This is a genomic window from Curvibacter sp. GW821-FHT09D12, assembly GCF_059416245.1.
The window spans coordinates 264,560-290,463 of sequence record NZ_JBWKOU010000006.1; the positions used below are offsets into that span (position 1 = coordinate 264,560).

General features: G+C 62.6%; 22 protein-coding genes, 1 tRNA gene and 1 pseudogene. 11 read left to right on the forward strand and 13 right to left on the reverse strand.

The features are described from left to right. Window positions 1-8 precede the first annotated feature (8 nt). The 4 genes from AC07PT_RS12495 to AC07PT_RS12510 all read left to right on the forward strand — a co-directional run bounded on the left by AC07PT_RS12495 (window position 9) and on the right by AC07PT_RS12510 (window position 6,689). Window positions 9-848 (forward strand): formylglycine-generating enzyme family protein, encoded by an 840-nt coding sequence (locus AC07PT_RS12495; RefSeq protein ID WP_494656830.1) that lies wholly within the window; start codon window positions 9-11, stop codon window positions 846-848. Window positions 849-917: 69 nt separating this feature from the next. After that, window positions 918-4,124 carry an efflux RND transporter permease subunit gene (locus AC07PT_RS12500; protein WP_494656831.1) on the forward strand — a complete coding sequence of 1,069 codons (3,207 nt, stop codon included), beginning with the start codon at window positions 918-920 and terminating at the stop codon, window positions 4,122-4,124. A gap of 121 nt (window positions 4,125-4,245) precedes the next feature. Continuing rightward, window positions 4,246-5,265, forward strand: a complete 1,020-nt coding sequence (locus AC07PT_RS12505; protein WP_494656832.1) for an efflux RND transporter periplasmic adaptor subunit — start codon at window positions 4,246-4,248, stop codon at window positions 5,263-5,265. Next, window positions 5,262-6,689 carry an efflux transporter outer membrane subunit gene (locus AC07PT_RS12510; protein ID WP_494656834.1) on the forward strand — a complete coding sequence of 476 codons (1,428 nt, stop codon included), beginning with the start codon at window positions 5,262-5,264 and terminating at the stop codon, window positions 6,687-6,689. The genes AC07PT_RS12505 and AC07PT_RS12510 overlap by 4 nt, the downstream gene beginning before the upstream one ends. A gap of 229 nt (window positions 6,690-6,918) precedes the next feature. Here the strand turns inward: AC07PT_RS12510 and AC07PT_RS12515 are convergent, their stop codons facing one another. The 8 genes and pseudogenes from AC07PT_RS12515 to AC07PT_RS12550 all read right to left on the reverse strand — a co-directional run bounded on the left by AC07PT_RS12515 (window position 6,919) and on the right by AC07PT_RS12550 (window position 16,170). Further along, on the reverse strand, window positions 6,919-7,293 hold the full coding sequence (locus tag AC07PT_RS12515) for a nuclear transport factor 2 family protein (protein WP_494656835.1): 375 nt from the start codon (window positions 7,291-7,293) through the stop codon (window positions 6,919-6,921). A gap of 53 nt (window positions 7,294-7,346) precedes the next feature. Continuing rightward, window positions 7,347-8,912 (reverse strand): cation:proton antiporter, encoded by a 1,566-nt coding sequence (locus tag AC07PT_RS12520; protein WP_494656836.1) that lies wholly within the window; start codon window positions 8,910-8,912, stop codon window positions 7,347-7,349. A 48-nt stretch (window positions 8,913-8,960) separates the two neighbouring features. Beyond that, window positions 8,961-9,935 carry a hypothetical protein gene (locus AC07PT_RS12525; RefSeq protein WP_494656837.1) on the reverse strand — a complete coding sequence of 325 codons (975 nt, stop codon included), beginning with the start codon at window positions 9,933-9,935 and terminating at the stop codon, window positions 8,961-8,963. Between the two features lie 24 nt (window positions 9,936-9,959). After that, window positions 9,960-12,203, reverse strand: coding sequence for a xanthine dehydrogenase family protein molybdopterin-binding subunit (locus tag AC07PT_RS12530; protein WP_494656838.1), 2,244 nt, complete (start codon window positions 12,201-12,203; stop codon window positions 9,960-9,962). A gap of 10 nt (window positions 12,204-12,213) precedes the next feature. Next, window positions 12,214-12,686 (reverse strand): annotated as a pseudogene (locus AC07PT_RS12535) ((2Fe-2S)-binding protein). Between the two features lie 13 nt (window positions 12,687-12,699). Continuing rightward, window positions 12,700-14,133, reverse strand: a complete 1,434-nt coding sequence (locus tag AC07PT_RS12540) for an MFS transporter (RefSeq protein ID WP_494656839.1) — start codon at window positions 14,131-14,133, stop codon at window positions 12,700-12,702. Window positions 14,134-14,247: 114 nt separating this feature from the next. Then, window positions 14,248-15,081: an SDR family oxidoreductase gene (locus AC07PT_RS12545; RefSeq protein WP_494656840.1), complete on the reverse strand. Its 834-nt coding sequence runs from the start codon at window positions 15,079-15,081 to the stop codon at window positions 14,248-14,250. A 135-nt stretch (window positions 15,082-15,216) separates the two neighbouring features. Continuing rightward, window positions 15,217-16,170, reverse strand: a complete 954-nt coding sequence (locus AC07PT_RS12550; protein WP_494656841.1) for an AraC family transcriptional regulator — start codon at window positions 16,168-16,170, stop codon at window positions 15,217-15,219. Window positions 16,171-16,964: 794 nt separating this feature from the next. Here AC07PT_RS12550 and AC07PT_RS12555 point away from each other — a divergent pair. From AC07PT_RS12555 to AC07PT_RS12565, 3 genes are all read left to right on the forward strand, one after another. Next, window positions 16,965-17,387: a BLUF domain-containing protein gene (locus AC07PT_RS12555; protein WP_494656842.1), complete on the forward strand. Its 423-nt coding sequence runs from the start codon at window positions 16,965-16,967 to the stop codon at window positions 17,385-17,387. A 197-nt stretch (window positions 17,388-17,584) separates the two neighbouring features. Next, entirely contained in the window at window positions 17,585-18,403 is an 819-nt protein-coding gene (locus AC07PT_RS12560) for an EAL domain-containing protein (RefSeq protein WP_494656843.1), read from the forward strand. Window positions 18,404-18,444: 41 nt separating this feature from the next. Beyond that, window positions 18,445-19,710: an FAD-binding domain-containing protein gene (locus AC07PT_RS12565; RefSeq protein ID WP_494656844.1), complete on the forward strand. Its 1,266-nt coding sequence runs from the start codon at window positions 18,445-18,447 to the stop codon at window positions 19,708-19,710. Window positions 19,711-19,729: 19 nt separating this feature from the next. Here the strand turns inward: AC07PT_RS12565 and AC07PT_RS12570 are convergent, their stop codons facing one another. Continuing rightward, the gene (locus AC07PT_RS12570) at window positions 19,730-20,164 is read right to left on the reverse strand and encodes a lysozyme inhibitor LprI family protein (RefSeq protein WP_492348367.1); all 435 of its coding nucleotides are present in this window, start codon (window positions 20,162-20,164) and stop codon (window positions 19,730-19,732) included. A 5-nt stretch (window positions 20,165-20,169) separates the two neighbouring features. Further along, a complete protein-coding gene (locus AC07PT_RS12575; RefSeq protein WP_494656845.1) occupies window positions 20,170-20,853 on the reverse strand; it encodes a glutathione S-transferase family protein in 684 nt (227 codons plus the stop codon). Between the two features lie 186 nt (window positions 20,854-21,039). Here AC07PT_RS12575 and AC07PT_RS12580 point away from each other — a divergent pair. Further along, window positions 21,040-21,116: transfer RNA gene (locus tag AC07PT_RS12580), tRNA-Met, on the forward strand. Between the two features lie 109 nt (window positions 21,117-21,225). Here AC07PT_RS12580 and AC07PT_RS12585 read toward each other — a convergent pair. Beyond that, window positions 21,226-21,642 (reverse strand): winged helix-turn-helix transcriptional regulator, encoded by a 417-nt coding sequence (locus tag AC07PT_RS12585; RefSeq protein WP_494656846.1) that lies wholly within the window; start codon window positions 21,640-21,642, stop codon window positions 21,226-21,228. 90 nt (window positions 21,643-21,732) lie between these two features. Between AC07PT_RS12585 and AC07PT_RS12590 the strand changes: the two genes are divergently transcribed. Next, entirely contained in the window at window positions 21,733-22,584 is an 852-nt protein-coding gene (locus AC07PT_RS12590; protein WP_494656847.1) for an SDR family oxidoreductase, read from the forward strand. Window positions 22,585-22,671: 87 nt separating this feature from the next. Then, the gene (locus AC07PT_RS12595) at window positions 22,672-22,920 is read left to right on the forward strand and encodes a hypothetical protein (RefSeq protein ID WP_494656848.1); all 249 of its coding nucleotides are present in this window, start codon (window positions 22,672-22,674) and stop codon (window positions 22,918-22,920) included. Between the two features lie 13 nt (window positions 22,921-22,933). Here AC07PT_RS12595 and AC07PT_RS12600 read toward each other — a convergent pair whose 3' ends face one another. Together AC07PT_RS12600 and AC07PT_RS12605 are read right to left on the reverse strand one after the other, a co-directional pair. Then, on the reverse strand, window positions 22,934-23,851 hold the full coding sequence (locus tag AC07PT_RS12600) for a polysaccharide deacetylase family protein (RefSeq protein ID WP_494656849.1): 918 nt from the start codon (window positions 23,849-23,851) through the stop codon (window positions 22,934-22,936). 51 nt (window positions 23,852-23,902) lie between these two features. After that, window positions 23,903-24,895, reverse strand: coding sequence for an MBL fold metallo-hydrolase (locus AC07PT_RS12605; RefSeq protein WP_494656850.1), 993 nt, complete (start codon window positions 24,893-24,895; stop codon window positions 23,903-23,905). 132 nt (window positions 24,896-25,027) lie between these two features. Here AC07PT_RS12605 and AC07PT_RS12610 point away from each other — a divergent pair, with 132 nt between their 5' ends. Further along, window positions 25,028-25,894: a transporter substrate-binding domain-containing protein gene (locus AC07PT_RS12610; protein ID WP_494656851.1), complete on the forward strand. Its 867-nt coding sequence runs from the start codon at window positions 25,028-25,030 to the stop codon at window positions 25,892-25,894. Window positions 25,895-25,904 lie beyond the last annotated feature (10 nt).

Sequence of the window (25,904 nt, forward strand, 5' to 3'; positions counted from 1 at the left end):
TGACCAAGATGCCTACCATCACTTTCGTCAAGCGCGCGGCGGCATTGGGGTCACTGCTTCTGTCTTCGATGGTCGCCGCCGCGAGCGCAGACACGCTGCCGCGGGAGCACATCAACAGCGTTGGGATGCGCTTCGTGCTCATCCCCGCCGGCACCTTTGAAATGGGTGCCCCCGACAACGACCACGAGGCCGGTGCCAATGAGAAGCCACGTCATGCTGTCACCATCAGCCAGGGCTTCTATCTCGGCCAATTCGAGGTGACGCAGGCCCAATGGGTAGCGGTCATGGGTGCCAGTCCCTTTTCGCTGGATCGTTCTAACCCGTATTACGACCTGCCAGGGATGGCGGCCCGTCTCAATCACCCTCAGAACCCCGCTACGGTTTCCTGGAGCGATGCGCAGCAATTCATCCAACGCCTGAACCAGCACGAAGGTCATACCCGTTACCGACTACCGACTGAAGCCGAATGGGAATACGCGGCACGAGCAGGGACCACCACGGCCTATTCGTTCGGAGACGATGCCCGTCAGCTTGGTCGCTATGCCTGGTATGGCGAGAACTTCGCCACGGGCTCCACCCACGCCGTCGGGCAGAAGCTGCCCAACCCCTGGGGCCTCTACGACATCCACGGCAACGTGTGGGAATGGGTCCAAGACTGGTATGCCGAGCGCTATGCCGGCGCCGCTGCGGTGACCGATCCCGTCGGCGCGAACTCAGGCAGCAGCAAGGTGATGCGTGGCGGTAGCTGGCACGAAACCTCCGGTAGCTGGCGCACATCGTTTCGTAAGCCCTACGCGTCAACATACCGCGGCATCAGCACCGGCTTTCGCCTGGCGATGAGCCCGTAACGCAGACCCGAGCCGCTTTCCCGTCAACTCAGCATCTCAGCCCCAATCGAAACCCCGAGACCCAACGCCATGCTCATCGGTGCCGTCCGCGTCGCACTTAGACGCCCCTACACCTTCGCCGTGATGGCGTTGCTGCTGCTCATCATTGGCCCCCTCGTAGCGTTGCGCACGCCGACCGACATCTTTCCGGAGATTCGGATACCAGTGATCGCCGTTGCCTGGCAGTACACGGGCCTGTCAACCGAACAGATGTCGGGACGGGTCTCAGCGCCGTTCCAGCGCATCCTGACCACCTCGGTGAATGACATCGAGCACATTGAGGCCAGCACCTACCAGGGCGTTGGCGTCGTTAAGATCTTTTTCCAGCCTGGCGTCAATATCGCCACTGCCAACGCGCAAGTGACGGCCGCGTCCCAGGTGGCGCTGCGCCTGATGCCAGCGGGCATCCAACCCCCCGTCATCCTGAACTACAACGCGGCGACCGTCCCTATTCTTCAGGTGGCTCTGTCAGGTGAAGGCCTTTCCGAGCAGCAGCTCTTCGACCTGGGCATGAATACGGTTCGAACCCCGCTCGTGACGGTGCCTGGCGCTGCGATTCCCTTGCCCTACGGAGGCAAGCAGCGTCAGGTTCAGATCGATATCGACCCTGCAGCGCTGCAGGCTCGTGGACTGTCCGCCCAAGATGTGGCAGCTGCGCTGGCCGCCCAGAACGTGCTCACGCCCATCGGAGCGCAAAAGATCGGCAGTCTGGAGTACACGCTTCAGCTCAACAGCGCGCCGTCAGCTATCGCCGACATCGGCCGCATTCCGGTCAAGGTTATCAATGGAGCGACGGTGATGCTGAGCGATGTGGCGCAAGTGCGTGATGGCAATGCGCCGCAGACCAACATCGTACATGTGGACGGCGGTCGCTCAGTGTTGATGTCGGTGCTGAAGAACGGCTCTGCTTCCACGCTGGCCATCGTCGACGGCGTGCGGACGAAGTTGAACCAGATGCGCGCGTCATTGCCGGAAGCCCTGAAGGTGCTGCCCATCAACGACCAATCCATCTTCGTTCGCGCCGCAGTGAAGGGCGTGGCGCTGGAAGGCACCATAGCGGCGGTGCTGACCAGTGTGATGATCCTGCTCTTCTTGGGCAGTTGGCGTCCCACGCTCATCATTGCAGTGTCCATCCCTCTGTCCATCCTTGGCGCCATCGTCGCGTTGTCGTTGCTCGGGCAGACACTGAATCTGATGACGCTAGGCGGTCTAGCGCTCGCGGTGGGCATCCTGGTGGATGACGCCACGGTGACCATCGAGAACATCAGCTGGCACCTGGAGCAAGGCAAGGACGTGGAAACGTCCATCCTGGACGGGGCGCGTCAGATTGTCGTTCCCGCCCTGGTCTCGCTGCTGTGCATTTGCATCGTGCTGGTGCCAATGTTCTTCTTGGACGGCGTGTCCCGTTTCCTTTTCGTGCCCCTGGCGATAGCCGTGATGCTGGCGATGGTGTGCTCGTTCATCTTGTCGCGCACCTTGGTGCCAACACTGGCCAAGTACCTGTTGCGTTCCCACGTCGCGCAAACCGATGCTGGTTCTTCGCGCAACCCACTGGTCCGCTTCCAGAAGAAGTTCGAATCTGGCTTTGATGGCTTGCGTGGCCGCTATCGCATGCTTTTGGTGTGGGCTCTGACGCATCGCAGCCGCTTCCTATTCGGCTTCTCTGCCGCGGTCCTGGCGTCCTTCGGCCTGCTGCCCTTCATCGGCAGCAACTTCTTCCCATCGGTGGATTCCGGCCAAATCCTGATGCATGCGCGGGTGCCTGTTGGTACGCGGATTGAGGAAACCGCGACCCGATTTGCGGAGATTGAACGCGCCATCCGCAAGGTGATTCCTGCGGAGGAAATCGAGACAATGGTGGACAACATCGGCTTGCCATCCAGCAACATCAACCTGACCTACAACAGCACAGGTGTCTCCGGATCGCACGACGGCGACTTCCAGATTGCGCTGCGTGAGGGCCATAAGCCCATGGCGGACTACGTCAGCGAGTTGCGGAAGGTGTTGCCTGACGCCTTCCCGGACACCCAGTTCTGGTTCCCCCCGGCGGACATCGTCAGTCAAATCCTCAACTTTGGCGCTCCTGCTCCCATTGACATCCAGGTCCGCGGCCGCGACTTGGAGTCCAACTTCCAGTTCGCTCAGCGTCTATCGGCCCGCCTGCGCAGCGTCTCCGGCCTGGTGGATGTGCGCATCCAGCAGTCCAACAAGGCACCGGTCTTCAATGTGGCGCTGGATCGCACGCAGGCTCAGCAACTCGGTCTGACGACTCGTGACGTCACTAACAGCCTTGTTGTCAATCTGGCCGGCAGCAGCCAGGTGGCACCCACTTTCTGGCTCAACCCAGCCAACAGCATCAGCTATCCCATCGTGATGCAGGCGCCACAACACGAGCTTGACTCCTTGGCGGCGCTGCAGAACCTGTCTATTGGCAATGGCACTGTGGGTGGGACGACGACTCTGGGTGGAGTCGCCACGTTCGAGCGGGCCTGGGGCAGTACTGTCATCAGCCACTACGATGTACAACCCATGGTGCAGGTCCATGCCGCTGCGCAAGGGCGTGACCTGGGCGCTGTGGCGGCTGACATTCGCGCCGTCCTGTCTGAACTTCAGGGAGAGCTCCCCAAGGGCGCCTCCGTTGAGCTGATGGGCCAGGTGCAAACCATGGATCGAGCCTTCACCGGCCTGTTCGTCGGTATCGCGGGCGCGGTGCTGCTGATCTACCTGCTCGTGGTGGTGAACTTTCAGTCCTGGCGGGATCCCGCGGTCATCATTTCTGCACTGCCGGCTGCATTGGCCGGCATCGTATGGATGCTGTTTACCAGCCAGACGACGTTATCGGTCCCCGCGCTGACCGGTGCCATCATGTGCATGGGCGTTGCCACGGCTAACAGCGTATTGGTTGTGAGCTTTGCCCGCGAGCGATTGGCAGAACTCGGCGACGCCACGGCCGCCGCTCTTGAGGCGGGCTACATGCGCTTCCGCCCCGTGCTGATGACGGCGCTGGCCATGGTCATTGGCATGCTCCCGATGGCCCTTGGCCTGGGTGAAGGCGGTGAGCAGAACGCGCCGCTCGGCCGCGCGGTGGTGGGCGGGCTGATGGCCGCGACCGTTGCCACCCTGGTCTTCGTCCCGGTGCTCTTCAGTCTGGTTCATGCCCGTGATAGGCGCGCGGCAATTGAACCCTCATCCGCGGAGCCCTTCAATACGTCCATGGAGCAAAGCGCTCATGCCTAACCCACCAAACTTCCTCAAAACCCGCGCATCAGTTCTAGTGGTCGCCTTAGCGGTGGCTGGTGTCATTGTCTTCGGACTAATGTCCCGTCGTGCCCAGACACAAGAGCTTCAGACCCTCGCCATGGCCCAGTCCGTCCCCGCCGTGAAGGTAGTGAGTCCGACCGCAATGGCCGCCGTCGGACTGGAACTACCAGCCCGCGTGGAAGCCTGGACCCGTGCTCCGCTCAACGCGCGAGTCAGTGGCTATCTGAAAAGCTGGAAGGCGGATATCGGCTCTAAGGTCAAGGCCGGACAGCTCTTGGCCGAGATCGAGACGCCGGAACTGGATCAGCAACTCTTCCAGGCCCAGTCTGAGTTGGCCACCGCGCGCAGCAATGCAGCATTGGCGGCCACTACGGCACAACGCTGGCAGGCCTTGCTGGGCAGCGATTCGGTATCGCGCCAGGAGGTCGATGAGAAGGTGGGCGACCTTTCAGCCAAGGAGTCCTTGGTCAAAGGTCTGCAGGCAAATGTCGAGCGGGTGCTCGCCACGAAGCAGTACGCCCGCCTAGTGGCGCCGTTTGACGGCGTCGTGACGGCGCGCAACATTGATATTGGAGCGCTGGTTACCGCGGGTTCGGCACCTGGGCAGGAGCTCTTTGTCGTGTCTGACATCCGCCGCCTGCGCGTCTATGTGACTGTGCCGCAACGCCAAGTCCCGGGCATCAAGATTGGCAGCGAGGCCAAGCTTGTGGTGCCTGAACGCCCGGGCCAGTCCTTCAAGGCTCGCGTGGAGTCGCTTGCCCAGGCTATTCAACCCGGAACGGGTGGCATGCTCGTCCAACTCGTGGTGGATAACGCCCCCGGTGAGTTGCTGCCAGGCTCCTTTGCGACCATCAGTTTCCCTCAGGTGAGCAATTCGGGCCGTTTCGGCGTGCCTCCTGGTGCTCTGATCTTCGGCCAGGAAGGGGTTCGCGTTGCGCTACTGCAAGGTGACAAGGCCGTCGTCAAGCCGGTGAGCATCTCGCGAGACCTGGGCTCTGTTGTGGAGCTGGAAGCAGGCATTTCACCCACGGACCGAGTCATCGACAGCCCTCCTGATGGACTGAAAAGCGGTGACCGAGTGCGCGTCACCAACGATGCAAGCAAGGCCTCGTCATGAGCGCCCTCAAGAACAGGCCCCCTCGTGCGTGGGTGCTATCCCCCTTGGTAGTCGCGTTAGTCGCGTGCGCGCAAGTCGCACCGGTTGCTCTGCCACGGGTCGATGTGCCACAAGGCTACAAGGAGGTGGTGGCCACGGCGGAGCTCAGCGAATCGAGGATTTCAGCGAAGTGGTGGGAGTACTTTGGTGACGATGAACTGAATCAGCTTCAGGCGGAGCTGATCGATCGCAGCCCGGACCTCGCCGCGGCGCTAGCACGCCACGAGCAGGCGCAGGCTGCAACCAGCGCGGTACGCTCAACTCAGGCGCCAACGGTAGGTGCTGGGTTGGGAACCCAGCGACTGCGCCAAAGCGAACTCCGGCCGCTGCGCGTGCTGGGGCCGAACTCGCCGGATCTATACAACAACGCCACGGTGCAGGTGGACGTTTCTTATGAGGTCGATTTGTGGGGGCGCGTCAGGCAGCGAGTTGCGGCTGGTGACGCAGAACTGAGGGCGGCCGACGCCGACTTTCAGGGCGCACGCCTTTCACTTCAGACGCAGTTGGCCGACACCTGGCTGGCTCTTCGTGGCGCTGACGCCGATTTGAGTCTGCTGCGCGAGACCTTGAAGAGCTACGGGCGCGCGGTCGAGTTGCTCGGTGCCCGCCATCGTCAAGGCATTTCGTCTGGACTGGACCTCACGCGTGCGCAAGGGCAGATGGAATCCACCCGCTCGCAGGTCCAGCAGGCGCAGGCCCGGCGTGCCCTTCTCGAGCACGCGGTGGCGGCCCTGGTTGGAAAGAGTGCTTCGAGCTTCACTGTGGAGCCGCGCGTCGTGAAGTTCTCGACACCGACTATTCCAGTCGGCCTGCCTTCGGAACTGCTGATGCGGCGGCCTGATATCCGTGCGGCTCAGGAGCGTGTGAGCTCAGCTGCCGCGTCGGTAGGTGTTGCCAAGGCGGCCTTTTTTCCTACCTTGACGCTGGGGGCGCAGGGTGGTTTTCAGAGCAGTGATCTGAGTCGCTTTGTCGAGGCTCCGAACCTATTCTGGGCTATAGGCTCGAATCTGGCCGTGACTCTATTCGACGGTGGCCGTCGCAAGGCCGAGCAAGCTCGCACAGTGGCAGTGCTTGACGAAGCGGTCCAGCGCTTCCGGGGCGTGGTACTGGGAGCTTTCCAGCAGGTTGAAGACCAGCTCGCCTTGTTGAGTAAATACGCCGAGGCTGCCGCCAACGAGCAGGCGGCTTCGGCCAGTGCCAACCGTGCCCTCGATATGGCGATGAGCCGCTACCAGGGCGGTGCCGCCAATTACCTTGATGTCCTGACGGCCCAGACGGCGCAACTGCTTGCGCGACGGGCCGAGCAGGACTTGCTCACCCGCCAGCGCCGCGCATCCGTTCAGTTGATCCGTGCCGTGGGAGGAGGATGGCCGGGGTCGGCATGATGTTCAGGCCCAAGAGGCGTGAGCACCGTATGCAGCAACCGCCCCCGAATGGCTTCAGAGTCGACGGTGTTTAAGCCCGGAATCTGAATGTGGGATTGGTATCTCAAGGTGGTGCCCCATAGCGTGGTGGACACGAATCCGTGACCGCGACAGCGTACGGACTTCGCCAAAGTCTCAGAAGTGCAGCGACGGTTCAGTCCTTGAGACGACGACTCGCACTTGCTTGAGCCTAGTAGGTGCTCGCGCTGGCGTAAGTCATCACCCAGAGGTCGCCGCGCTGTTCGAGGTCAATGTCCATTTGCAGCGGCCAGGTTCCACGTGCACCCCAAATATCAGCGCTCACTCGATTCTGACCGCGAAGGCTCGCGGTCTTGGCTTGAACCTTGACCAAGACGGAATCCTCTGTCGAGGAGAAGTAGCGCATCTTGCCGCTGTCAATATGCTGCAGCCACTCGGCTTTGGGCTGGGCGTAGCCAGTCATATGGACCAGGATGAAGTCCCGGCTCAGCAGGGACCCGAGAACGTCCGTATCGCCATCCACCATGGCCGCATGCATTCGTCGATAAGATGCAACGAGCGTTTTCGACAAGTCGCCCTTGGACATGATTCTTCCTCCGGTAGATTCACCATCGGCGGCGTACGCACCGCCCCTTGCCGTCAAACACCGGCACCGCCGGCGGCGAGCTCGGCCCAGTCCAGTTCTTGGATCAGAATTCTGTAGGCATGCTCACCAATGACTTGTTGATTGCGCAAGTCAATCGCCCGCTGCCGAGCTGCTTCAAGGGCATGCCGTCTCAGGGGGCCTCCAGGGACCTCAAGGATGGGTGCAGTTACATCCCGGCTGGTGTTCAGATCAATAACGGCTTGATATTCCTTCGCAAGCAATCGAGCCTGTAAGGAGTCACTGCTGTCGACAGACGATAGCAGTGCTCGATAGATTTCTGCGCGACCTGAGCGGACTTCTGCGACGACGGGGTCGACTGCTTCGGTCACTCCCAGCATTCGAATGAGAGGCTTCATCGTCAGGCCTTGAAGGATCAGTGTTCCGAACACAGTGGTGAACGCACTGAGCACGATCAGGTCGCGGTATGGAAACGGGCCGCCGCTGGGGAGGGTCTCCGGAATCGCAAATGCGGCAGCGAGCGTCACGATGCCACGCATGCCAGCCCATGCCACTACCACGCCGCTGCCCCAAAGCTTCCCGTCGTCTTGAGACCTGTATATTTTGTGCGGGCGTCGCATGGCGAACGCACCGTAGCCCATGACCCACATGAACCGCGTCACGATAGCGACGACAAGCACGGCCAGGGCAAACAAAATGGCCTCCATGCGTGCTTCGCCAGCGCCTAGGCGTTCCCAGATGGGGCGTAACTGCATGCCGATCAAAACGAATGCCAGACCATTCATGACAAAGACCACTGTTTCCCAGACGGCCCATATCGGCACCCGCATGCGGGCCGGAATTCGGGGCCCACCACCGCGAGCCATCGCCATGGCGAAGGCTACCATCGTCAGGATGCCTGACAGCCCGACCTTTTCAGCCGCAATCCATACGCCAAAGGTCAGTGAGAACTGCAGGATCAGCGAAGTCGGCACATGTTTGGGGATGCTCAATAGCGGCCGCGACGCGTAGGCCAGACCGATGCCGGCACAGACACTGCCGAGGACTGTCAACAAGAACACAGGCAGCAAGTCGCCGGCACCCAATGGGCCGCTGATTGCCGCCATCAAAGCGAGGCGGTAGATGAGCAGTGCACTGGCATCGTTGAGCAGACTTTCACCCTCTAGGATGCTCATCACTCGATGAGGTAAGCCGACCTGCCGCATGACGGCAGTGGCCGCGGCTGCATCAGGTGGAGCCACAACGGCTCCGAGCGCCAACGCAATGGACCAGGGCATGTCCGGTACAAGCCAGCGACAGACCAGAGCCACGCCAACCACCGTGGTTCCCACTGCGGCGATCACTAGGCCTGCAACAGGGCGCCAATTGGCCCGGAGGTCGCGAAGCGATGTGTCATAGGCTGCGTCGAGAAGCACAGGCGCCACGAAGAGCGCCAAGGCCAGTTCAGGGTCGAGCACCCATTGAGGGCTATTGGGAATGAAAGCCAACCCTGCGCCGCCAAGGGCGAGTAGGGTTGGATAGGGCGCATCGAGGCGTCTGGCAAGTTCTGCCAAGACCGCCGCGGCGATCAACAGCAGGATGATCCATTCAAAAGTTACCATAGCGTCAGTTCCTGCCGGCCTCTTGGCTGTGTTGGGATGAGCGAGCCGTCAGTTTCCCGTTCGTGATGGAAGGCGCTGGAGGATGTAGTCGCTGACCTTGGTTGCTGACGGCGAAATCAATGTGTCAACGCGATTCACCAATAGGTAGTCATCGTGTCCGACCCTGGTCACAGCTACAGCAAAGGTTGCAGCCGCTTTGGCAAGTTCAGTGACCTCGGCCGACTTCCACCCATCACTCGACGTGATTTGGAGTGCTCGGTCATGCCCAGAATTCTGTGCCGCTACCAATGAGGTGGCCCCTTCAAGTTCGATCCCGTCAACGCCAGGGATCGCACTCGATAGTCGGACGGGATGAACCTCTGGCTTGGGGGCGAGCGTGATCCGAAACAGCTCACCCGAATTGTGTTTGCCAACCAAGATGAACCCACCGGGGTGATAGACGATGCCGTTGAGATTGAAGTTCTCTCCGGAGAACAGGTCGCTCTTGATCAGAACACGTGGCTTGAAGTGTTTGTCGATGACATAAACGACTGGCGCGAAGCTGTCGGTCACATAGATGTTTCCAGCCGGGTCGAAAGCCAAGTCATTTGCACATCGGCCCCCCTCGACCAAGGGCGCTAGGTCGATGAAGCGCTTCTTCTCACCCGTCGTGGCATCGAAAGCGATTATGGCGGCGACCTTGCCTTGTGTCGCCGGTGAGCTCCCAGTTGCGACGCCGATGTCGCACATAGCTGCCCAAACCCAGTTACGTTTCGTATCGTACTTGACTCCAGACGACCCAAGCATCAGCACGTCTTGCGCAAAAGGCTGGTATTCGCCGTTCATCAAGACTTTGCCGATGTTGCCTTTGCGGAGTGAACCAACGAAGAATGCCTTCTGGCGAGGGGACCAAGTCACGCTCTCTGGATAGACCTCATCGGCGTGGAAGGTGATTGACGACATGGGCAACGCCTGGCTGAAGGCCGAAGGTCCCCCAACCCAAGTAGCTGCCGCAATCAGGGCAATTCTGAAGATGGATTGCATTGATATTTCCAGTCGAAAGTTGGTTTAGTTCGTCGCCAACGGCAGTTGGCGAGCCCGCTTGCCGGTCAACCTTGAAACGGCATTGGCAAATGCGGGTGCAAGTGGCGGCAAGCCGGGCTCACCCATCCCGGTTGGCGGCTCGGCGCTGGGCACGATATGGACCTCGATCAGGGGCATGTCAGGCATCCGCGCGACCGTGTAGTCCCCGAAATTGCTTTGTTCGACCATACCGTCCTTCAAGGTGATCGCGGCACCTGGCAAGCAGGTGGACAAAGCCATCAGTGCCGCGCCCTGAATCTGCGCCTCAACACTGCGTGGGTTCACCGCCAGATTGCAATGGACTCCTGCGGTGACCCGGTGCAGGACCGGCCTTCCACTTTGCATGGAGGCCTCGACCACATAGGCAACCACAGTCCCAAAGGACTGGTGCACAGCCACTCCCCATGCGTGGCCGGCCGGCAGCTTGCGTTTGCGGTACCCGCTTCTGTCGACCGCGAGTTGAAGTGCGGCTTTGTGTCGTTGAGCTTTGTCACCAAAGGCTTGCATGCGATAGGCAACCGGGTCCTGACCCGCAGCCTGAGCGATTTCGTCGATAAGGGTCTCCATCACGAAAGCCGTGTGGGTGGAGCCGACGCTGCGCCACCACAGCACCGGAACGTTCTGGCGCGGATGGTGGACACTGAGACGCATGGGCAGTTCGTAGGGTTCGCGCATGCCTTCGGTGGTCGAGGCGTCAACGCCGTTTTTGACCAGCCAAGGTTCAAAAGGCGTGCCGGTCGCGATCGACTGCCCGACGATGACGTGGTCCCACGCCAGGACTTTGCCTTTCGCATCGAAGTCGATGCGTGCGCGATGTACGTGCATCGGGCGATAGAACCCCCCGCGGATGTCATCCTCGCGGCTCCATAGGGTGCGAAGCGGCACGTCGAATCCGGCGGACTTCGCGGCCCTCGCAACCCGACATGCCTCGACCACCAGTTCGCTGCCACCGGTTGCTCGCCGGCCGAAGCCTCCGCCGGCCATCTGTACATGGATGTGGACTTCCTCAGGCTTCAACCCCAGCACCTCAGCGGCTGCTTGCCCGTCCCGTCCAGGAAATTGGGTGCCCAGCCACAAGTCAGCTCCCGTGGCGTTTATGCTGACCGTGCAGTTCAGCGGCTCCATGGGCGCATGGGCCAGATACGGGAATACGAACTCTGCCTCGATGCGACGCGGACCTTTATCCAAGGCCGAGACATCGGCATCGAATTGCACGGTGCCCAGCTTTTTGGACAGCTGACGATAGGCGGCCAGTTGCCGTGTGCTGTCCACCTTTTCGACGCCGCTGCTGTTCCACTGCAGTTTCAGCGCTTCGCGTCCCTGTCGAGCGGGCCAATATCCGTCGCCGATAACCGCCACTACCTCCAGCCCTTGCCCCATGGGCACACGCAGTACTGCCTTTACGCCGGGAGTCTCTCGTGCTGCCTTGTCGTCGACTGCCACAAGTCGCGCACCGAACACGGTCGGCCGAGCCACAACAGCCGTCAGCAGCCCTGGCAGCTGCGTGTCGATGCCGTATGACTGACGCCCACTACTCTTGTCGCGTGCATCAAGCCGTGTGGTGGGCTTGCCGATGATGCGGAAGTCCTTGGAGTCTTTGAGCACTACCACGCTCGGCACCGGCAGCGCCATCGCCGCCTCAGCCAATTCGCCGTATCCAGCCTTGCGGCCATCGGCAGCGAAGACAAAGCCAGCCTCAGTATGAAGCTGGGTTGGGTCCAAGTTCCACTGAGCTGCGGCTGCAGAGATCAGCATGACACGCGCACGAGCGCCGAGTTCGCGGTATTGGGTGTAGCTGTTGCGGATGGTGTTGGAGCCGCCTGTGATGTGCATACCAGAGACCGGGTCAACGTAGGCGGGGTCATTTGACCCATGCGCGCTCTTGACCTTGCTCCAATCGGCATCCAACTCCTCGGCCAGGATCATGGGTAAGCCGGTCTGCACGCCTTGTCCAAAATCCAGCCGGTTGATGGTCACGGTTACCGTGCCGTCTGCATCAATCTTCAGGAAGGCCGAAGGCTGCTGGGTGGGCTTCAGCGCAGCCGGGTGTACCGACTCTGTTCGAGCCATCGTCTCCAGCGGAAATGCTCCCAGCGCTAAGCCGCCAAGTCCTGCGATCTTGAGGAAGCTGCGCCGCCCAATGGCGGCCTCAGAAGTGGTCGCTGCGAGATCGGGCTGATGAGGTAAAAGGGCCTTGGGCCATTCGAGCAGCGAGATCGGTGGAAACATGACAACTCCTTTAAGTTAGCTCGCGCGCCGCGTCGGCGACGGCGGCACGAATGCGGGCATAAGTACCGCAGCGGCAAATGTTTCCGGCCATGGCAGAGCTAATCTCCGCGGCTGTGGCTGCTTGCCCTTGGGGAGTGACTTCAGAAACGCAGTCGCGGTCATGATCTGTCCGCTTTGGCAGTAGCCGCACTGGGCCACGTCATGCTTGATCCACGCATCGCGCACGGCGGTACCAACCCGGTCGGAACCATCGGTTACAGCATCGATGGTCGTTATCTTTTTCCCTTCTACCGAAGAGACCGGCGTTATGCAGGATCGGATTGCGTGGCCGTCCAGGTGCACCGTGCATGCGCCGCACAGTGCTGCGCCACAACCGAACTTGGTGCCGGTCATCCCCAGGGTGTCTCGAAGCGTCCAAAGCACCGGTGTGTCCGGGGTAATATTCAGCGCGTATTCACGGCCATCGACATTCAAGGTTGACATTGGAGTACCTCTTTCAGTCCTGCGAAGAATGGGTTACTTGGGCGATGCAAGCAGGTCGGCGTACGACGAACGTGAGCACCAAGAACAGAGCAACCGCCAGCAGGACGGCGCCGGCTGAGATGGCCATGCCGATGCGGTGTACCAGGGCTGCGTCTGGGGGGCTTCCTGGTGCCACCGTTACACTCGCAAATACGACCACGAGCAGTGCCAGGCCCAGGGCCCCTCCAAGTTGGTGTGCGACGCCGACGAGTCCCGAGGCCGATCCCGCGTCGCGGGCAGAGACGCCGGCCACGCCGGAGATGGTCAACAGGGCGAGTGACGACCCCATCCCCGCACCGATCAAGACCATCGGCAGTGCCACCCCCAGCAAGAAGGGAGAATCGGCTTGAACCTGGCCGAGCCAGGCCATACCAAGCAGCGACGTAGAAATGCCTCCGGTGAGGACGGCGTTGTTGCCATAGCGTCGGGCCAGCCTCGGGGCAATCAGAGCGCCGAAGAAGTTGACCAACATCGATGGGAAGAAGGCGACGCCCGCCCACATGGGGCGCATGCCCAAGACGCCTTGCAGGTACTGGGTCGCGTAGAAGAAAAAACCCATTGCTGCGCCGACAAAGAGCACACGCGCAGCGTTTGCACCGGAGCGTCGCCGACTGGCGAATAGGCGAAGGGGCAGGATCGGCTGCTCGGCGCGCCGCTCGACAAGGAGGAACATGCCGATGAGAAAGATTCCAACGCTGAGCGGTACGGCGGTGCCCCAGTGCAGCCAGCTCTCTTCGGCGGCGTGCACCAGCCCATATACCAGCGCCACGACGCCCAGTGTCGACAAGACTGCGCCGGCGACATCGAAGCGGCCAGGCTGTGGCGTCGTCTCGACGATGTAACGCTGCGCTCCCCAGATGAGCAGTGCACCGATGGGCACATTGATGAAGAAGCCAGCGCGCCAGGAGACGAGGTCGGCGACGACGCCGCCAACGACCAGGCCGATGCTGGCGGTAATGCCCCCGACAGCACCGTACCAGCCCAGTGCTTGATTGCGCTCCGGCCCTTCGGCGAAGCTTGTCGAGAGCAGCGCGAGCGTCGATGGGGCGAGGATCGCCGCCCCCGCGCCCTGGACCGCACGGGAAGCGATCAGCCACGCGGGTGTCGCAGCGAGGCCAATCGCCATAGAGGCCGCTGTGAAGATGCCGAGTCCGATGACGAAGATGCGGCGTCTGCCGAGAAGGTCACCGGCGCGCGCGCCCAGCAGCATCAGTCCTCCGAACGCGAGCGCATAGGCGTTCTGCACCCACGACAAGCCGATGTCCGTGAAGCCAAGTCCCGCTCGGATCGCGGGCAGTCCCGTGATGACGATGGAGTTGTCAATCACGATCATGGCGTAGCTGACCAGAACGATGGCCAACAAGGTGCCATGGTGTGTCCGGCCGTTACGGCTTTGCTCTACCTGCATGCTGAAGTCCCGATAAATTCCCGGCATAGGGTGCCGGTGGCCAAGGTCCTCATCGGCGCTGATGAAGGCTGGTGAGCGACGGCGTAGTCACGCAGTCGCATGCGCTCGTCGTCTTCAGCCCGGAGTGGGCAGCTTTCCGGCGCGCATGGCGGCGATGACACCACCGTCAATCAAGAGATCGCTGCCAGTGACAAAGCCAGCATCAGGGCCGAGAAGGAAGGCAGCGGCAGTCGCGATTTCGTCTGGAGGCGCCATGCGCTTGACAGCCGAAGCTTCGACCATGGCTTGGTAAACGTGTCCGATCTCGGACTCCAGCTCGTGTCGTGCCAGCGGTGTGACGATGATCCCTGGACTAACCGTATTGACGCGCGCGCCACGAGCACCCCAGCTCATGGCTGCAGCCTGAGCTCGCAGGATGTTTGCGCGCTTTGAAAGCATGTATGCCACCAGCGTGTTCGGAATCTGCTCGGGTTGAAGCATGGGCAGCTTCAGAAGTTCCTCAGCTGGCGTATATGCCAGAGCCTTGTCCTGCTCTGGCGTCAGTGCCGGCATCATGTGGCCCGCCATGCTCGAGATGAGCAGCCCTGCGCCGCCGGAGGCGATGACCCGCTCGAATTCCTCGAAGACCACTGCCGAACCATAAAGGTCAACCGCGAGAATCCGTTCGACCGGCGCCATATTGGGCGAGACACCTGCCGTGTTCGCCAGCTGGACGATATTGCCCAGACCAGCAGCGAAGTCAGCAAGCTGCGCAACAGATGCACGGTCCGCGACGTCGACACGATGCGTCTCGACGGTGTAGCTAGCTCCGCGCAGTTCGGCGGCGGCAGCCTGCAGCGTTTGGTCGTTGAAATCTGCCAGCAGAACGGTCTTGCCAACGCCTTGGCGGCGCGCAATCGCAATACCGATTCCGCCAGCGCCAATGATGACGACTACATCTTTTTTCATGGAAATTTTCCTTGGTGTACTGGGTAAAAATGGGTCCTATGGGTGAGCACGTCCCTGGCCCTCCATCTGGCGGAGCCGTTCCGTGCTTCGGCGGTATGGAAAGTCAGCCTTCCGATTGCTGACTTAGCTGGTGGCCTACCTAAGCTGAGCCCCTCGTAGTCGTTTGATGTCACGTGCTGGGGGCTCACCGAAAAAGCGGCTGTACTCTCGGCTGAACTGCGACTGGCTGTCGTAGCCCACCCTGTGCCCAGCCGTGGCGGCATCGATGTGCTCGGCTAGCAAGATGCGGCGGGCCTCTTGAAGTCGCAGTTGCTTCTGGTATTGCAGCGGGCTCATTGCTGTGATGGACTTGAATTGATGGTGCAGAGCCGAGGTGCTCATATGAACCTCTTTGGCCAGTTCGTCCATGCGCAGCGGTTCCTGGTAGCGCTTGCGCAGGCTCTTGATGACCTGCGCCACACGCTGGCTATTGCTGTCGATCATGGCCAGTTGCACAAGGCGCCATCCATCCGGTGACTTGAGCAAGCGGTAGAGGATTTCTCGGACGATCAATGGCGCCAATGCCGGGATGTCATCGGGCTGCTCAAGCAGCCGTATCAGCCGAATCAGCGGGTCCAACAGCTCTTCAGACAGCTCACCGGTGTAAATGCCCCGCTGTGGCACCCGGCCAGGCGGCTTGCCACCGACCTGAAACTCAATGGCCAGCTCAGCGATTTCCTTGATGTCGAAGTCAAGCCGGATGGCCAGATGCGGCGCTTCCGGGGTCGCATCATGAACATGACCAGTCACGGGCAGGTTCTGGGCGAAAACCAGGTACTGACTGGGGTCGTAGATGTAGACCTCCTCGCCCAACAGGACACGTTTCCTGCCCTGCGCAATCACGCACAGCGCCGGTTCGTACACTGTATGCACGGGCTGCTGCACAGTCGAAACCCGGCCAATCCGAAGTTTCGGAATCGCGGTTTCGAAGACTCCATCGCCTAGGGCAAGACGTTCAAGCTGAGCAGCAAGGCGTGCTCGCAAGAGGTTCACCTGCACCGACGCGTCGGCGAGTGCCGCGTTCAACTGTTGCGTGGAGATTTTGACCATAGCGACAGCTTATGCAGCCTTTGTTCAAAAGTCTTGTCCATGGGGACTAGCTTGCAGGTTTGTGCAAACAACCAGCGAAAGTTGGCAAGCGGATCTGGCCGGTGATGGATTCCGTCACAGCCCCCCCGACCCAATGCTCAGCGGAGCCCAGGGTTCAAACCTCTGTTCAATCGGCTCCGCGAACTGTGCCGGGCAGGCCAGGCCATGGCTCTGACGGACGTCACGACCTGTTTGGCAGACCATTTTGTCTCCATCCGTGTGGCAGCGTCCGATACGCCGTACTGCAAGCGAATGCCGGCAAAGTAACCGAAAATGCCAGTCAAACACTTGGTGCCGAACGACCGCAACCGCAGAGCAGCCATTCCACTGTCGAGTGGCATGCAGTCACCGCTCCAAAGCGTTGCAAGAGAACGACAAATTTAAGTGATGGTATTTTTGTTGGTTCTTTGATTTTTTCTATCAAAGAAACATCTGGTTTATTGGGTGAACAGGAGATGATTTGGATCCCTCTCTCGGCTACTGAAAAGCTAGCGCAGGCCGTTTTTCTTTGTCGGTGCAAAAAATGAAATTCCGGCCAACGCCGGCGGCGGTGCCGTCGCGCACCTTCCCGTCCCACCCTTGTCTCGATGCCGGGCCCTTTGGGCTTCTGCGTTGTTGGCGTGCCTGAAGGAAGGCGAAGCCACCCCATGGAGTCCAGAGGGGGGCAGGGGGGGTGTGGCGGTGAATAGCCTTTCAGGCGTCGGGTTTCATGCAAGTGCCTAGACTGGGGCACCCGCCATGAGGAACATCGCCAAATGCTCATCCGCCTGACCTATGCCAGTCGCACCAAGGGAGTGCTCGGCCCGGCAGATGTCAAAGACATCATCCGGACGTCCCAACGCAACAATGCCAAAGTTGGCGTGACCGGTGCCCTGCTGCTGGTGGACGGTGTGTTTTTACAGTGCCTTGAAGGCAGCGTCGCCTCTGTGAATGCGCTTTATCACCGGATTGCGCTGGACTCACGGCATCAGCAGCCCTGCATTCTGGCTTTTTCGGAAATCGACCGCCGTCTCTTTGGCGGGTGGAGCATGGGGCTGGTGCCCGCTGTTGCAGACAACCTGTCGCTGTTGTTTTCTTATTCGCCGGCGGTGGGCTTTGATCCCTTTGCCCTGAGAGCCACGGCTTTGGAGGCCTTGTTTTCCGAACTGGTGACGCGGGCCCGCGTGCTGAGTGACTGATCCTGAGGCCTTGTGGCAGCCCAGTGGCAACATCACTGGCTGAAGGCTGGGTTTGCATGCAAAAGCTGGCGTGAGTTCGGCTCGGGCCACCATGAATCTCCGGCTGTCCATCGAATTGGAACGTGGTAGAACCTGGGGGCGGGACGTTCGGGTGGCGCTTCCATTTCCGAGGCCATGGCTGCCCCGCCATTCACATCATGTCGACAGAGTCCTCTCTTTCCAACGCAGGGAACAGATCCTTCCCGGACACGTTCATCCCTTTGGTGGGCAGTGCTCAAGATTGCATCGATTGCGGTCGTGGCGAGCGTGTGGGGTTTGCCTTCGATTATGCGTATCAGCCCATCGTGGATCTGGCGCGCAAGGCGGTGTTCGCGCATGAAGCCTTGGTGCGCGGGCCGAATGGTGAGGGGGCGGCAAGCGTTCTGGCGCAGGTCAATGATGTGAATCGCTACAGCTTTGACCAGGCCTGCCGCGTGAAGGCCATCAAGGGGGCGAAGGCGCTTGGGATTCAAGAGCCGATTTCCATCAACTTTCTACCGAACGCCATCTACCAACCCGAAGTCTGCATCCGCACCACGCTGGAAGCGGCCCGGGTGCATGGTTTTCCGTTGGACCACATCATCTTTGAGGTGACCGAGGGCGAACGGATCGAGGATGGGCCGTGGTTTGCCAGCATTCTTCGTGAATACAAGCGTTGTGGCTTCAAGACAGCCATTGATGACTTCGGGGCAGGCTACGCCGGGCTCAAGCTGCTGTCAGACTTTCAGCCTGATCTGGTCAAGATCGACATGGATTTGATTCGCGGTGTCGATCTGAACCCGGCGCGGCAGGCGATTGTCCGAAGCCTGGTGAGGCTGAGCCGCGAGATGGCCATCACCCTCATCGCCGAGGGGGTGGAGACTCCCTCTGAGCGAGATTTTCTGTTGGATCAGGGCATTGAATTGATGCAGGGCTATCTGTTTGCGCGCCCGGCTTTCCGTGCCATGGCCACGCTCCACCCTGACGCTTATCGTTGAACCTGCCCGTGGCTTGGCCACGCCCTCTCCCAAGACACTTCATGAGTCGATGGCATCAGACTGAAGGCCCGGACGATGGGCCGCAGGCCAGGCCTCTCGCCCCGGGTTGGCTTGTCAGCAAAACCCAAGCCCCGCCCACGCAGGCTGAGGCCCAGGCCCGCCTGGCCGCGCTGGACCCTGTCGCCTATGCGCGCACCCGCAATTCGCTGGAGGGGGCCGTCAGCGGGCTGTCACCCTACATCACCCATGGTTTGCTGAGCCTGCCGCAGGTGTTGGCTGGCGTGCACGAGCGCCACCCGATCGAGGTGCAGCACAAGTGGGTCTACGAACTGGGCTGGCGCGAATTTGCTCGCCATGTCTGGGGGCGGCTGGGGGACGGTATTTTTCAGTCTTTGCATCCCGGCCCCTTGCCGGACGAGGCGTATGCGCCGCAGCTGCCGCCTGACGTCCGGCTGGGCTGCACGGGTGTGCCGGCGGTCGATCAGGCCGTGCGGGCCTTGTACGCCACGGGCTACCTGCACAACCACGCCCGCATGTGGCTGGCGAGCTATGTGGTGCATGTGCGCAAGGTGCATTGGCGTGCGGGGGCTGATTGGCTGTATGGCCACTTGCTGGACGGCGATCTGGCGAGCAACCACCTGAGTTGGCAATGGGTGGCGGGCACGGGCAGCAGCAAGCCCTATGTGTTCAATGCCGAGAATGTGGCGCGCTTTGCGCCCGCGTCCTGGCACAGCGAGGGCAGCGTGATCGACACCCGCTACGAAGCGCTGGACATGATGGCGCGCAGCCCTGGCGCTGTGTCACCAGGGGCTGCGCTGGCGCCTGCGCTGAATGAGCCCGCATTGCACAGCCAGCCCCCCGAGGGGCTGCGGACCCACTCGCCCCAGGCTGCGGATGTGGCGGGCCGGGAGGTCTGGCTGGTGCACCCCTGGCAGCTGGGGGCTTTGCCTGCGGATCTGCCGGCCGGCACGGTGGTGATCGGCCTGTGGCTGGCGGATTTTCACCAAGCCTGGCCCTGGAGCGAGGCGCGCTGGCGCTTTGTCGGAACACGGCTGGCCGAGCTGACCAGTCTGTCATGGTGGGGCGATGCCGAGGCGGTGGGCTGCGCCCTTGCCGCCGCGCGCAAGGTGCGCTGCGTGGCCGAGCCGCACTTGCAGTCTTGGCTGAGCCGATGGGCAACTTGCCTGCCGGCGCCCAGGCTGTTCCCGCTGGTGGAGCGGCCCTGTACCTCGTTTTCGCAGTGGTGGACTCGGGCCTCCAAAGGGTTCACCAGCGCTGGCGATCTACTGGGCCATAGCCGCGGCTGAAAGGCTGCGGCTGGGTGCCTCAGTTGCCTGGGCAACCGTCCTGGGTGCAGTTGAATTGTTGTCGCAGGATGCGCAGCCGCGCCTCGGTGTGCTCGCTCAGGCAGGTGTTTTGCAGCAGAGGCCAGATCGTGCCCGATTCTTCACGCGGCCCGTTGCGGTACAGGCAATCGGCCTCGGCGTACTTCAGCCAGGCGCGCTGGGCCTCGCGGTAGCGCTGCGCATCCACCTTGGACGACATGCGGGCCAGGTGCGCCTGGTACAGCCGGTTCAACTCGGCATCCCCCTTTTTGTAGCGGTGAAAAGAGCACAGGTTCAAGCTCATCTGGTTGGCCTCGCAGTTTTTCAGGGCCTCGGCCTCCAGCGCGGCCTGGCTGCCGGGCGGGGCGTTGGTCTGGGCATCGGCCAGGCAGCACCCCAGTACCAGGGCCAGGCCGGCCAGCGATGCGGGCTTCATGGCCATCACATCACCACCGGCCCGCCTTGGGCGATGGCGCGCTGGTAGGCTGGGCGCGCGTTCATGCGCTGGCAGAAGGCCGCCAAGTGCGGATAGCGGTCGGCCTTGCCGGCGCGGGACAGGGCGGCCTCCACCGCAAAGCTCATCTGAAAGTCGGCCAGTGTCAGTACCGGCCCGGCAAACCAGGTGTGGGTGGCCAGGTGGCTGTCCATGAAGGCCATGGCCGTGTCCACATTGGGGTTGATCAGTGCGGCCTGCACCTTGGCGCAGAGCTGGCGGGCGATGGGGCGCACGAAGAAGGGCATGGGCTGGGTCGGGATGGTCATGAACACCAGCTTCATCACCAGCCAGTTCATCAACGAGCCTTCGGCGTAGTGCATCCAGAAGCGGCATTGCCGATGCTCCTCGGTACCGCGGGCGGGCTCCAGGCCGGCCAGTTCACCGCTCAGGCTCTGGCCATATTGCTCGGCCAGGTACTCCAGGATGGCCCCGGACTCGGCCACCGTGATGGATCCATCGGTGATCACCGGCGATTTGCCCAGCGGGTGGATCGCCTTGAGTTCGGGCGGCGCCAGGCGGGTCTTGGGGTCGCGCTTGTAAGTCTTGATCTGGTAGGGCAGGCCCAGTTCTTCGAGCAGCCAGACCACGCGCTGCGAACGCGAGGTTTCGAGGTGGTGGACGGTGATCATGCGGTTCCAGGGGGTGGGTTGCAGGAGGGCCGGGCGATGGAAGCTGCCGAGCACGGTGCGATTGTCATCGCTTTGGCGCTCGCCTGTGTCTCAGCCTGGCAAAGCACCGGCGGGGGGGCTGGCAGTTTTTAAAACTTATTTTTCTATCAACGGAATTTCATATTCCGAACACTGTTATGATTCGTCTGCGCGGTGGAGCAGCCTGGTAGCTCGTTGGGCTCATAACCCAAAGGTCGCAAGTTCAAATCCTGCCCGCGCAACCAATACCCAAGCCCTTGCGGCTTGTAGCAAACGCCCACTGATCAGTGGGCGTTTTGCTTTGTGCTCGGTCAACACGCAGGCCGGCACCCCCAGATTCAGGGCCTCAGAGCCTCAGGGGCTTTTGGCTTGCGCCGATTCGCGCGCATTGAGGATCACGGGCAGGCTCTGCTCGATCCAGTTGGCCAGGTCTTCCACCCGCTGGCTGACCTGCTGCCCCACTGGCGTCAGTGAGTACTCCACATGGGGCGGAATCACCGGGTGGGCCACCCGCAGCACAAAGCCATCCTGCTCCAGCGTCTGCAGGGTCTGAGCCAACATCTTTTCACTGATGCCCTTGATCTTGCGGCGCAGGTCGCTGAAGCGGTGCGTGCCGCCCCGCAGAGCCACCAGAATCAACACCCCCCAACGGCTGGTGACGTTGCGCAGCACCTCGCGCGAAGGGCAGGCCTCGGAGAACACATCGCCCCGGGCCATGCGTTCGGCCAGGGTGCCGGCCAGGGGGATGTCCTCAGGGCGTGTTTTGTTCATGGTGCTTACCTTTTTGTGCGTACTTGCGAAAAGTTAGTGTCGTCGCAATCATAGCGGCTCATCTCTTTTTCAAGCACAGGAAAGCATCTCATGATCGTCGTCACTGGCGCCACCGGCCAACTGGGTCAACTCGTCATTCAATCGCTGCTGCGCAGCGTGCCCGCTTCGCAAATCGTCGCCGCCGTGCGCCAGCCAGCCAAGGCCAGCGCGCTGGCCGCCCTGGGCGTGCAGGTGCGCGAGGCCGACTACAACCGCCCGGCCACCCTGGACGCCGCCTTCGCTGGCGCGGACAAGGTGTTGCTGATTTCTTCGAGCGAGGTGGGCCAACGCCAGCCTCAGCATCAGAACGTGATCGATGCCGCGGTGCGCGCCGGCGTCAAGCTGCTGGCCTACACCAGCCTGCTGAGGGCCGATACCTCGCCCCTGGGCCTGGCGGCCGAGCACTTGGCCACCGAGCGTGCCCTGAAGGCCTCGGGCCTGCCCCATGTGTTGCTGCGCAATGGCTGGTACACCGAGAACTACCTGGCCAGTGTGCCGGCTGCGTTGGCGCACGGTGCCTTGATTGGCAGCGCGGGCGACGGGCGCATCTCGTCGGCCGCGCGGGCTGACTATGCCGACGCCGCGGCTGCCGTGCTCACTCAGGCCGATCAGGCCGGCAAGGTCTATGAGCTGGCGGGCGACAGCGCCTACACCCTGAGCGAATTGGCCGCCGAGCTCAGTCAGGCCACGGGCAAGACCGTCCCGTATGTGAACCTGCCCGAGGCAGACTTCAAGGGGGCGCTGCTTCAGGCCGGTCTGCCGGAGCCCATTGCCGAACTGCTGGCCAACTCGGATGCCGGTGCGGCCCAGGGCGGCTTGTACGAGGGCAGCGGCCAGTTGGGCCGCTTGATCGCGCGCCCCACCACGCCCCTGGCCACGCTGCTGCAGGCCAGCCTGGGCTGAGCCTGCGATGCGCTGGCGGGCGGGGTCGGCGCGGCTCGCCAGCGCTTATCCTGCCTGCTGTCTGTCCGCCACCAGGAGCCCGTACCCATGTCCGACCTTCGCCAAACCTTGCGCCTCATGCAGGCCGGCCGCTGGAACGAGGCGCATGACCGCATCCAGCACGACGATTCCATGCTGGCGGCCTGGCTGCACGGCCTGCTGCACCTTCAAGAGGGCGACCTGGAAGATGCCGAGAACTGGTACAACCGCGCCGCCCGGCACTTTCGCAGCCGCGGCAGCCTGGCGCAGGAGATGGCCCTGTTCGAGGCGGCGTTGACCCGCGAGCCGGGGCCATGAGCGCTGCCCGGCCTCAGCGCAGGGAGCTTGCAAAGCCTTCGTCCTTGAGCGAGCCGAAGGTGTAGCCTGCGGCCAACAAGGCCTCGATGAGGGGCTCCAGCGACTTGAGGGTGTTGGGGTGGATCTCATGCATCAACACAATGCCTCCGCGGTGCGCGCGCAGTGCTGACAGCACGTGGCCCACGTAGTCTTTGCGGTAGGCTGGCAGCACGCCGCACTCCAGCGCTTCCTTGCTGTCCACGCTGCCGTTGGCGTCAAAAGCCCAGTCGCACGAATCGACATGCCAGCCCACGGTCTGGTAACCCTCGGTCTTGAGCAGCGCGTTGGTTTCGCAACTTGAGTTGCCATAGGGGTAGCGGAACAGCTTGGGGTTCAGGGCGGCGCCCAGGGTGGCCTCGGTGTCGCGCACCTCACGCGCCTGCACGTCGACCGCGATGCTGTGAAAGTTGGGGTGATTCCAGGAGTGGTTGCCGATCAGGTGGTGGCCCGAGCGTTGCACCGCAGCCACCAACTCGGGGTGGCGTTTGGCCTTTTCGCCGATCATGAAGAAGGTGGCCGGTACCTGGTGCCGCTCCAGCACCTCGAGGATGTGCTCGGTCTGCCCGGGCTCGGGGCCGTCGTCAAAGGTCAGTGCCACGTGCTGGGGCGGGGGGGGCGTTGAGATCTCGGACTCGTAGCGGCAACGCTCGCGCGTGAGCTGGGGGTCACCGTTGATGCGCTCGCTCAGGTGTTGCATCCGGTTGGCTCGGATGGCCGCCCGGTGTTCATTGCCGCTCAGGTCGGCGGCGGGTGCGATGGCAGAGGGGCGCGTGCCCGCGGGGGGCGTGGCCGGCAAGGCTTCATCCGAGGCGTGGGCCCAGAGGGCATTGCTGGCCAGCAGGGCCGCCAGCAGCCCCGGGCGCAGGCGTTGTGTCAGGGTGGGGGATGGCATGCCGGCATGTTAGCGGCATGCACCGGGGCTGTCGGCCTGCAGGCCTGTGCTTCAGGAGCAGCCGGCCGTGCACAGGCCGCCGGCATCGAACTCCAGCGTCTTGTCCGACAGCGGCACATAGGCCGGCACCTTGCTGGCCTTCAGAAAGGCTTCGGTCTTGCTGCCGGGGCGCACCTTGCCGCCCACGGTGCCGACCTCGTTGGCGTGCGAGAGGATCACCGAGGCGGGTTTGACCAGGTCGTTGATCACATAGGCGGCCTCGGCAGGCCCGGTGGTGAAGCCATCGCCCATGTTCATCACGGCGAGCTTGGCGTGGTAGTGGTCGCGCACCACGCGCTCCTGATCGGCCAGGATGCCGGTGTCGCCCGACAGGTAGGCGACCAGGCCGTTGCTGAAGGTCAGCACATAGCCGGTGGCCGCACCGGCATCGCCCGCAATGCCGGCTTCTTTCATGGCCCGGCCCAGATCGCCCCCGATGTAGTCGGGGTCCACACCATTGCTGTGCAGGGCCGTCACGGTGGCGATGCGAACCCCACCCACCATCACACTGCCGCCAAAGCGGGCCAGCACCGATTGCCCAGGGTCGCCGCCGTTGGACTTGAGTTTGGCGGCAAAGAAGGCGGGCATTTCGCTGCCGCTGATGATCTTGGACTTCTTGGCCACGGCAATCGCCACCGCGCTGGTGGCCGGCAGGGCCGAGACCGACACATCGGGTTGGGCGCAGCTGCCTGCGTTGGGGGCCTTGTTGTGGGCATTGCCCACATGGTCACCATGCAAGTGGGTGACCAGCACGATGTCGATCTTGCCCAGGCGTGGGTCGTTGGCACCGGCCACTGTGCGACCCGGGTCGTACAGGATGCGGGTGCCATTCGGATCTTCAAATACCAGGGCTCGGTCCTGGGGGCAGAACTCGCCCGCCATGCCGCCCAGCGGCGTGACCTTGACGCTTTCCTTCACGTTCTGGGCCGCCGCGGTGCCGAGTCCGCAGCTGAAAGTCAGTGCCAGCGCGGCGCCCACGGTGGAAAGCCGGGATGTCTTGAACATGGTCTGTCTCCTGTTTTGTGTTTCAAAGTATTGCATAGGCCCTCCGTTTTTGCTGGGCGGGGTGGCGCCGGGTCTGGGTTGACAGGGGCTTGGTCGCTGACGACGATGGCGACCCGCCCCCAAGGAGACTGCATGCGCCCGATCACCTGCCCAACCCCGCCCGGGGCTGTCTCGGTTCGCCGCCGTGAACTGCTGGGGGCCTGTGCACTCAGCTGGCCGCTGGCGGCTTGCGCCAGCCGATCGGGTGATGTCTCCGCCGCTGCGGTTCGGTCTGAACTCGCGACCGAGGGGCGTCTGCGGGTGGCCATCAACCTGGGCAACCCGATCCTGGCGTCGCGGGGCCACGAGCCCGGTGCGCCCCAGGGCGTGTCGGTCGATCTGGCGCGTGAGGTGGGTCGACGCCTGGGCCTGCCCATCGAATGGGTCGAGTTGCCTGCGGCGGGCCGGGCGGTCGAGGCGGTGCGGGCCCGGCAGGTCAACCTGGCCTTCGTGGCCATCGACCCGGTGCGGGGCGCTGACCTGGATTACACGCCGCCGTACGTGGTGATCGAGGGCGCTTACCTGGTGCGGGCCGACTCGGCGCTGAGCCGCCTGGACGAGGTGGACCGCCCGGGCAACCGGGTGGTGGTGGGCCGTGGCAGCGCTTACGACCTGTACCTGACGCGGACGCTGCAGCACGCCCAACTGGTGCGGTCCGCCACCTCGCCGGCCGTGGTCGATCAGTTCCTGGCCGAGGGGCTGGAGGTGGCGGCCGGCGTGCGTCAGCAGTTGCAGGCCGACAGGGATCGCTTGGCCGCCACCGGCGGCCCTGCGCTGCGGCTGCTGCCCGGCCGCTTCATGGTGATCGAGCAGGCCATGGCCGTGCCCAAGGGGCGGCAGGCCGCGCAGGCCTGGCTCAGTGCGTTCATTGAAGAGATGAAGGCCTCGGGCCGGGTGGCCGACAGCCTGCGCCGCCACGGCATCGAAGGGGCGGCAGTGGCGCCGCCCGCCCGGCCCTGATGTGTGTCGC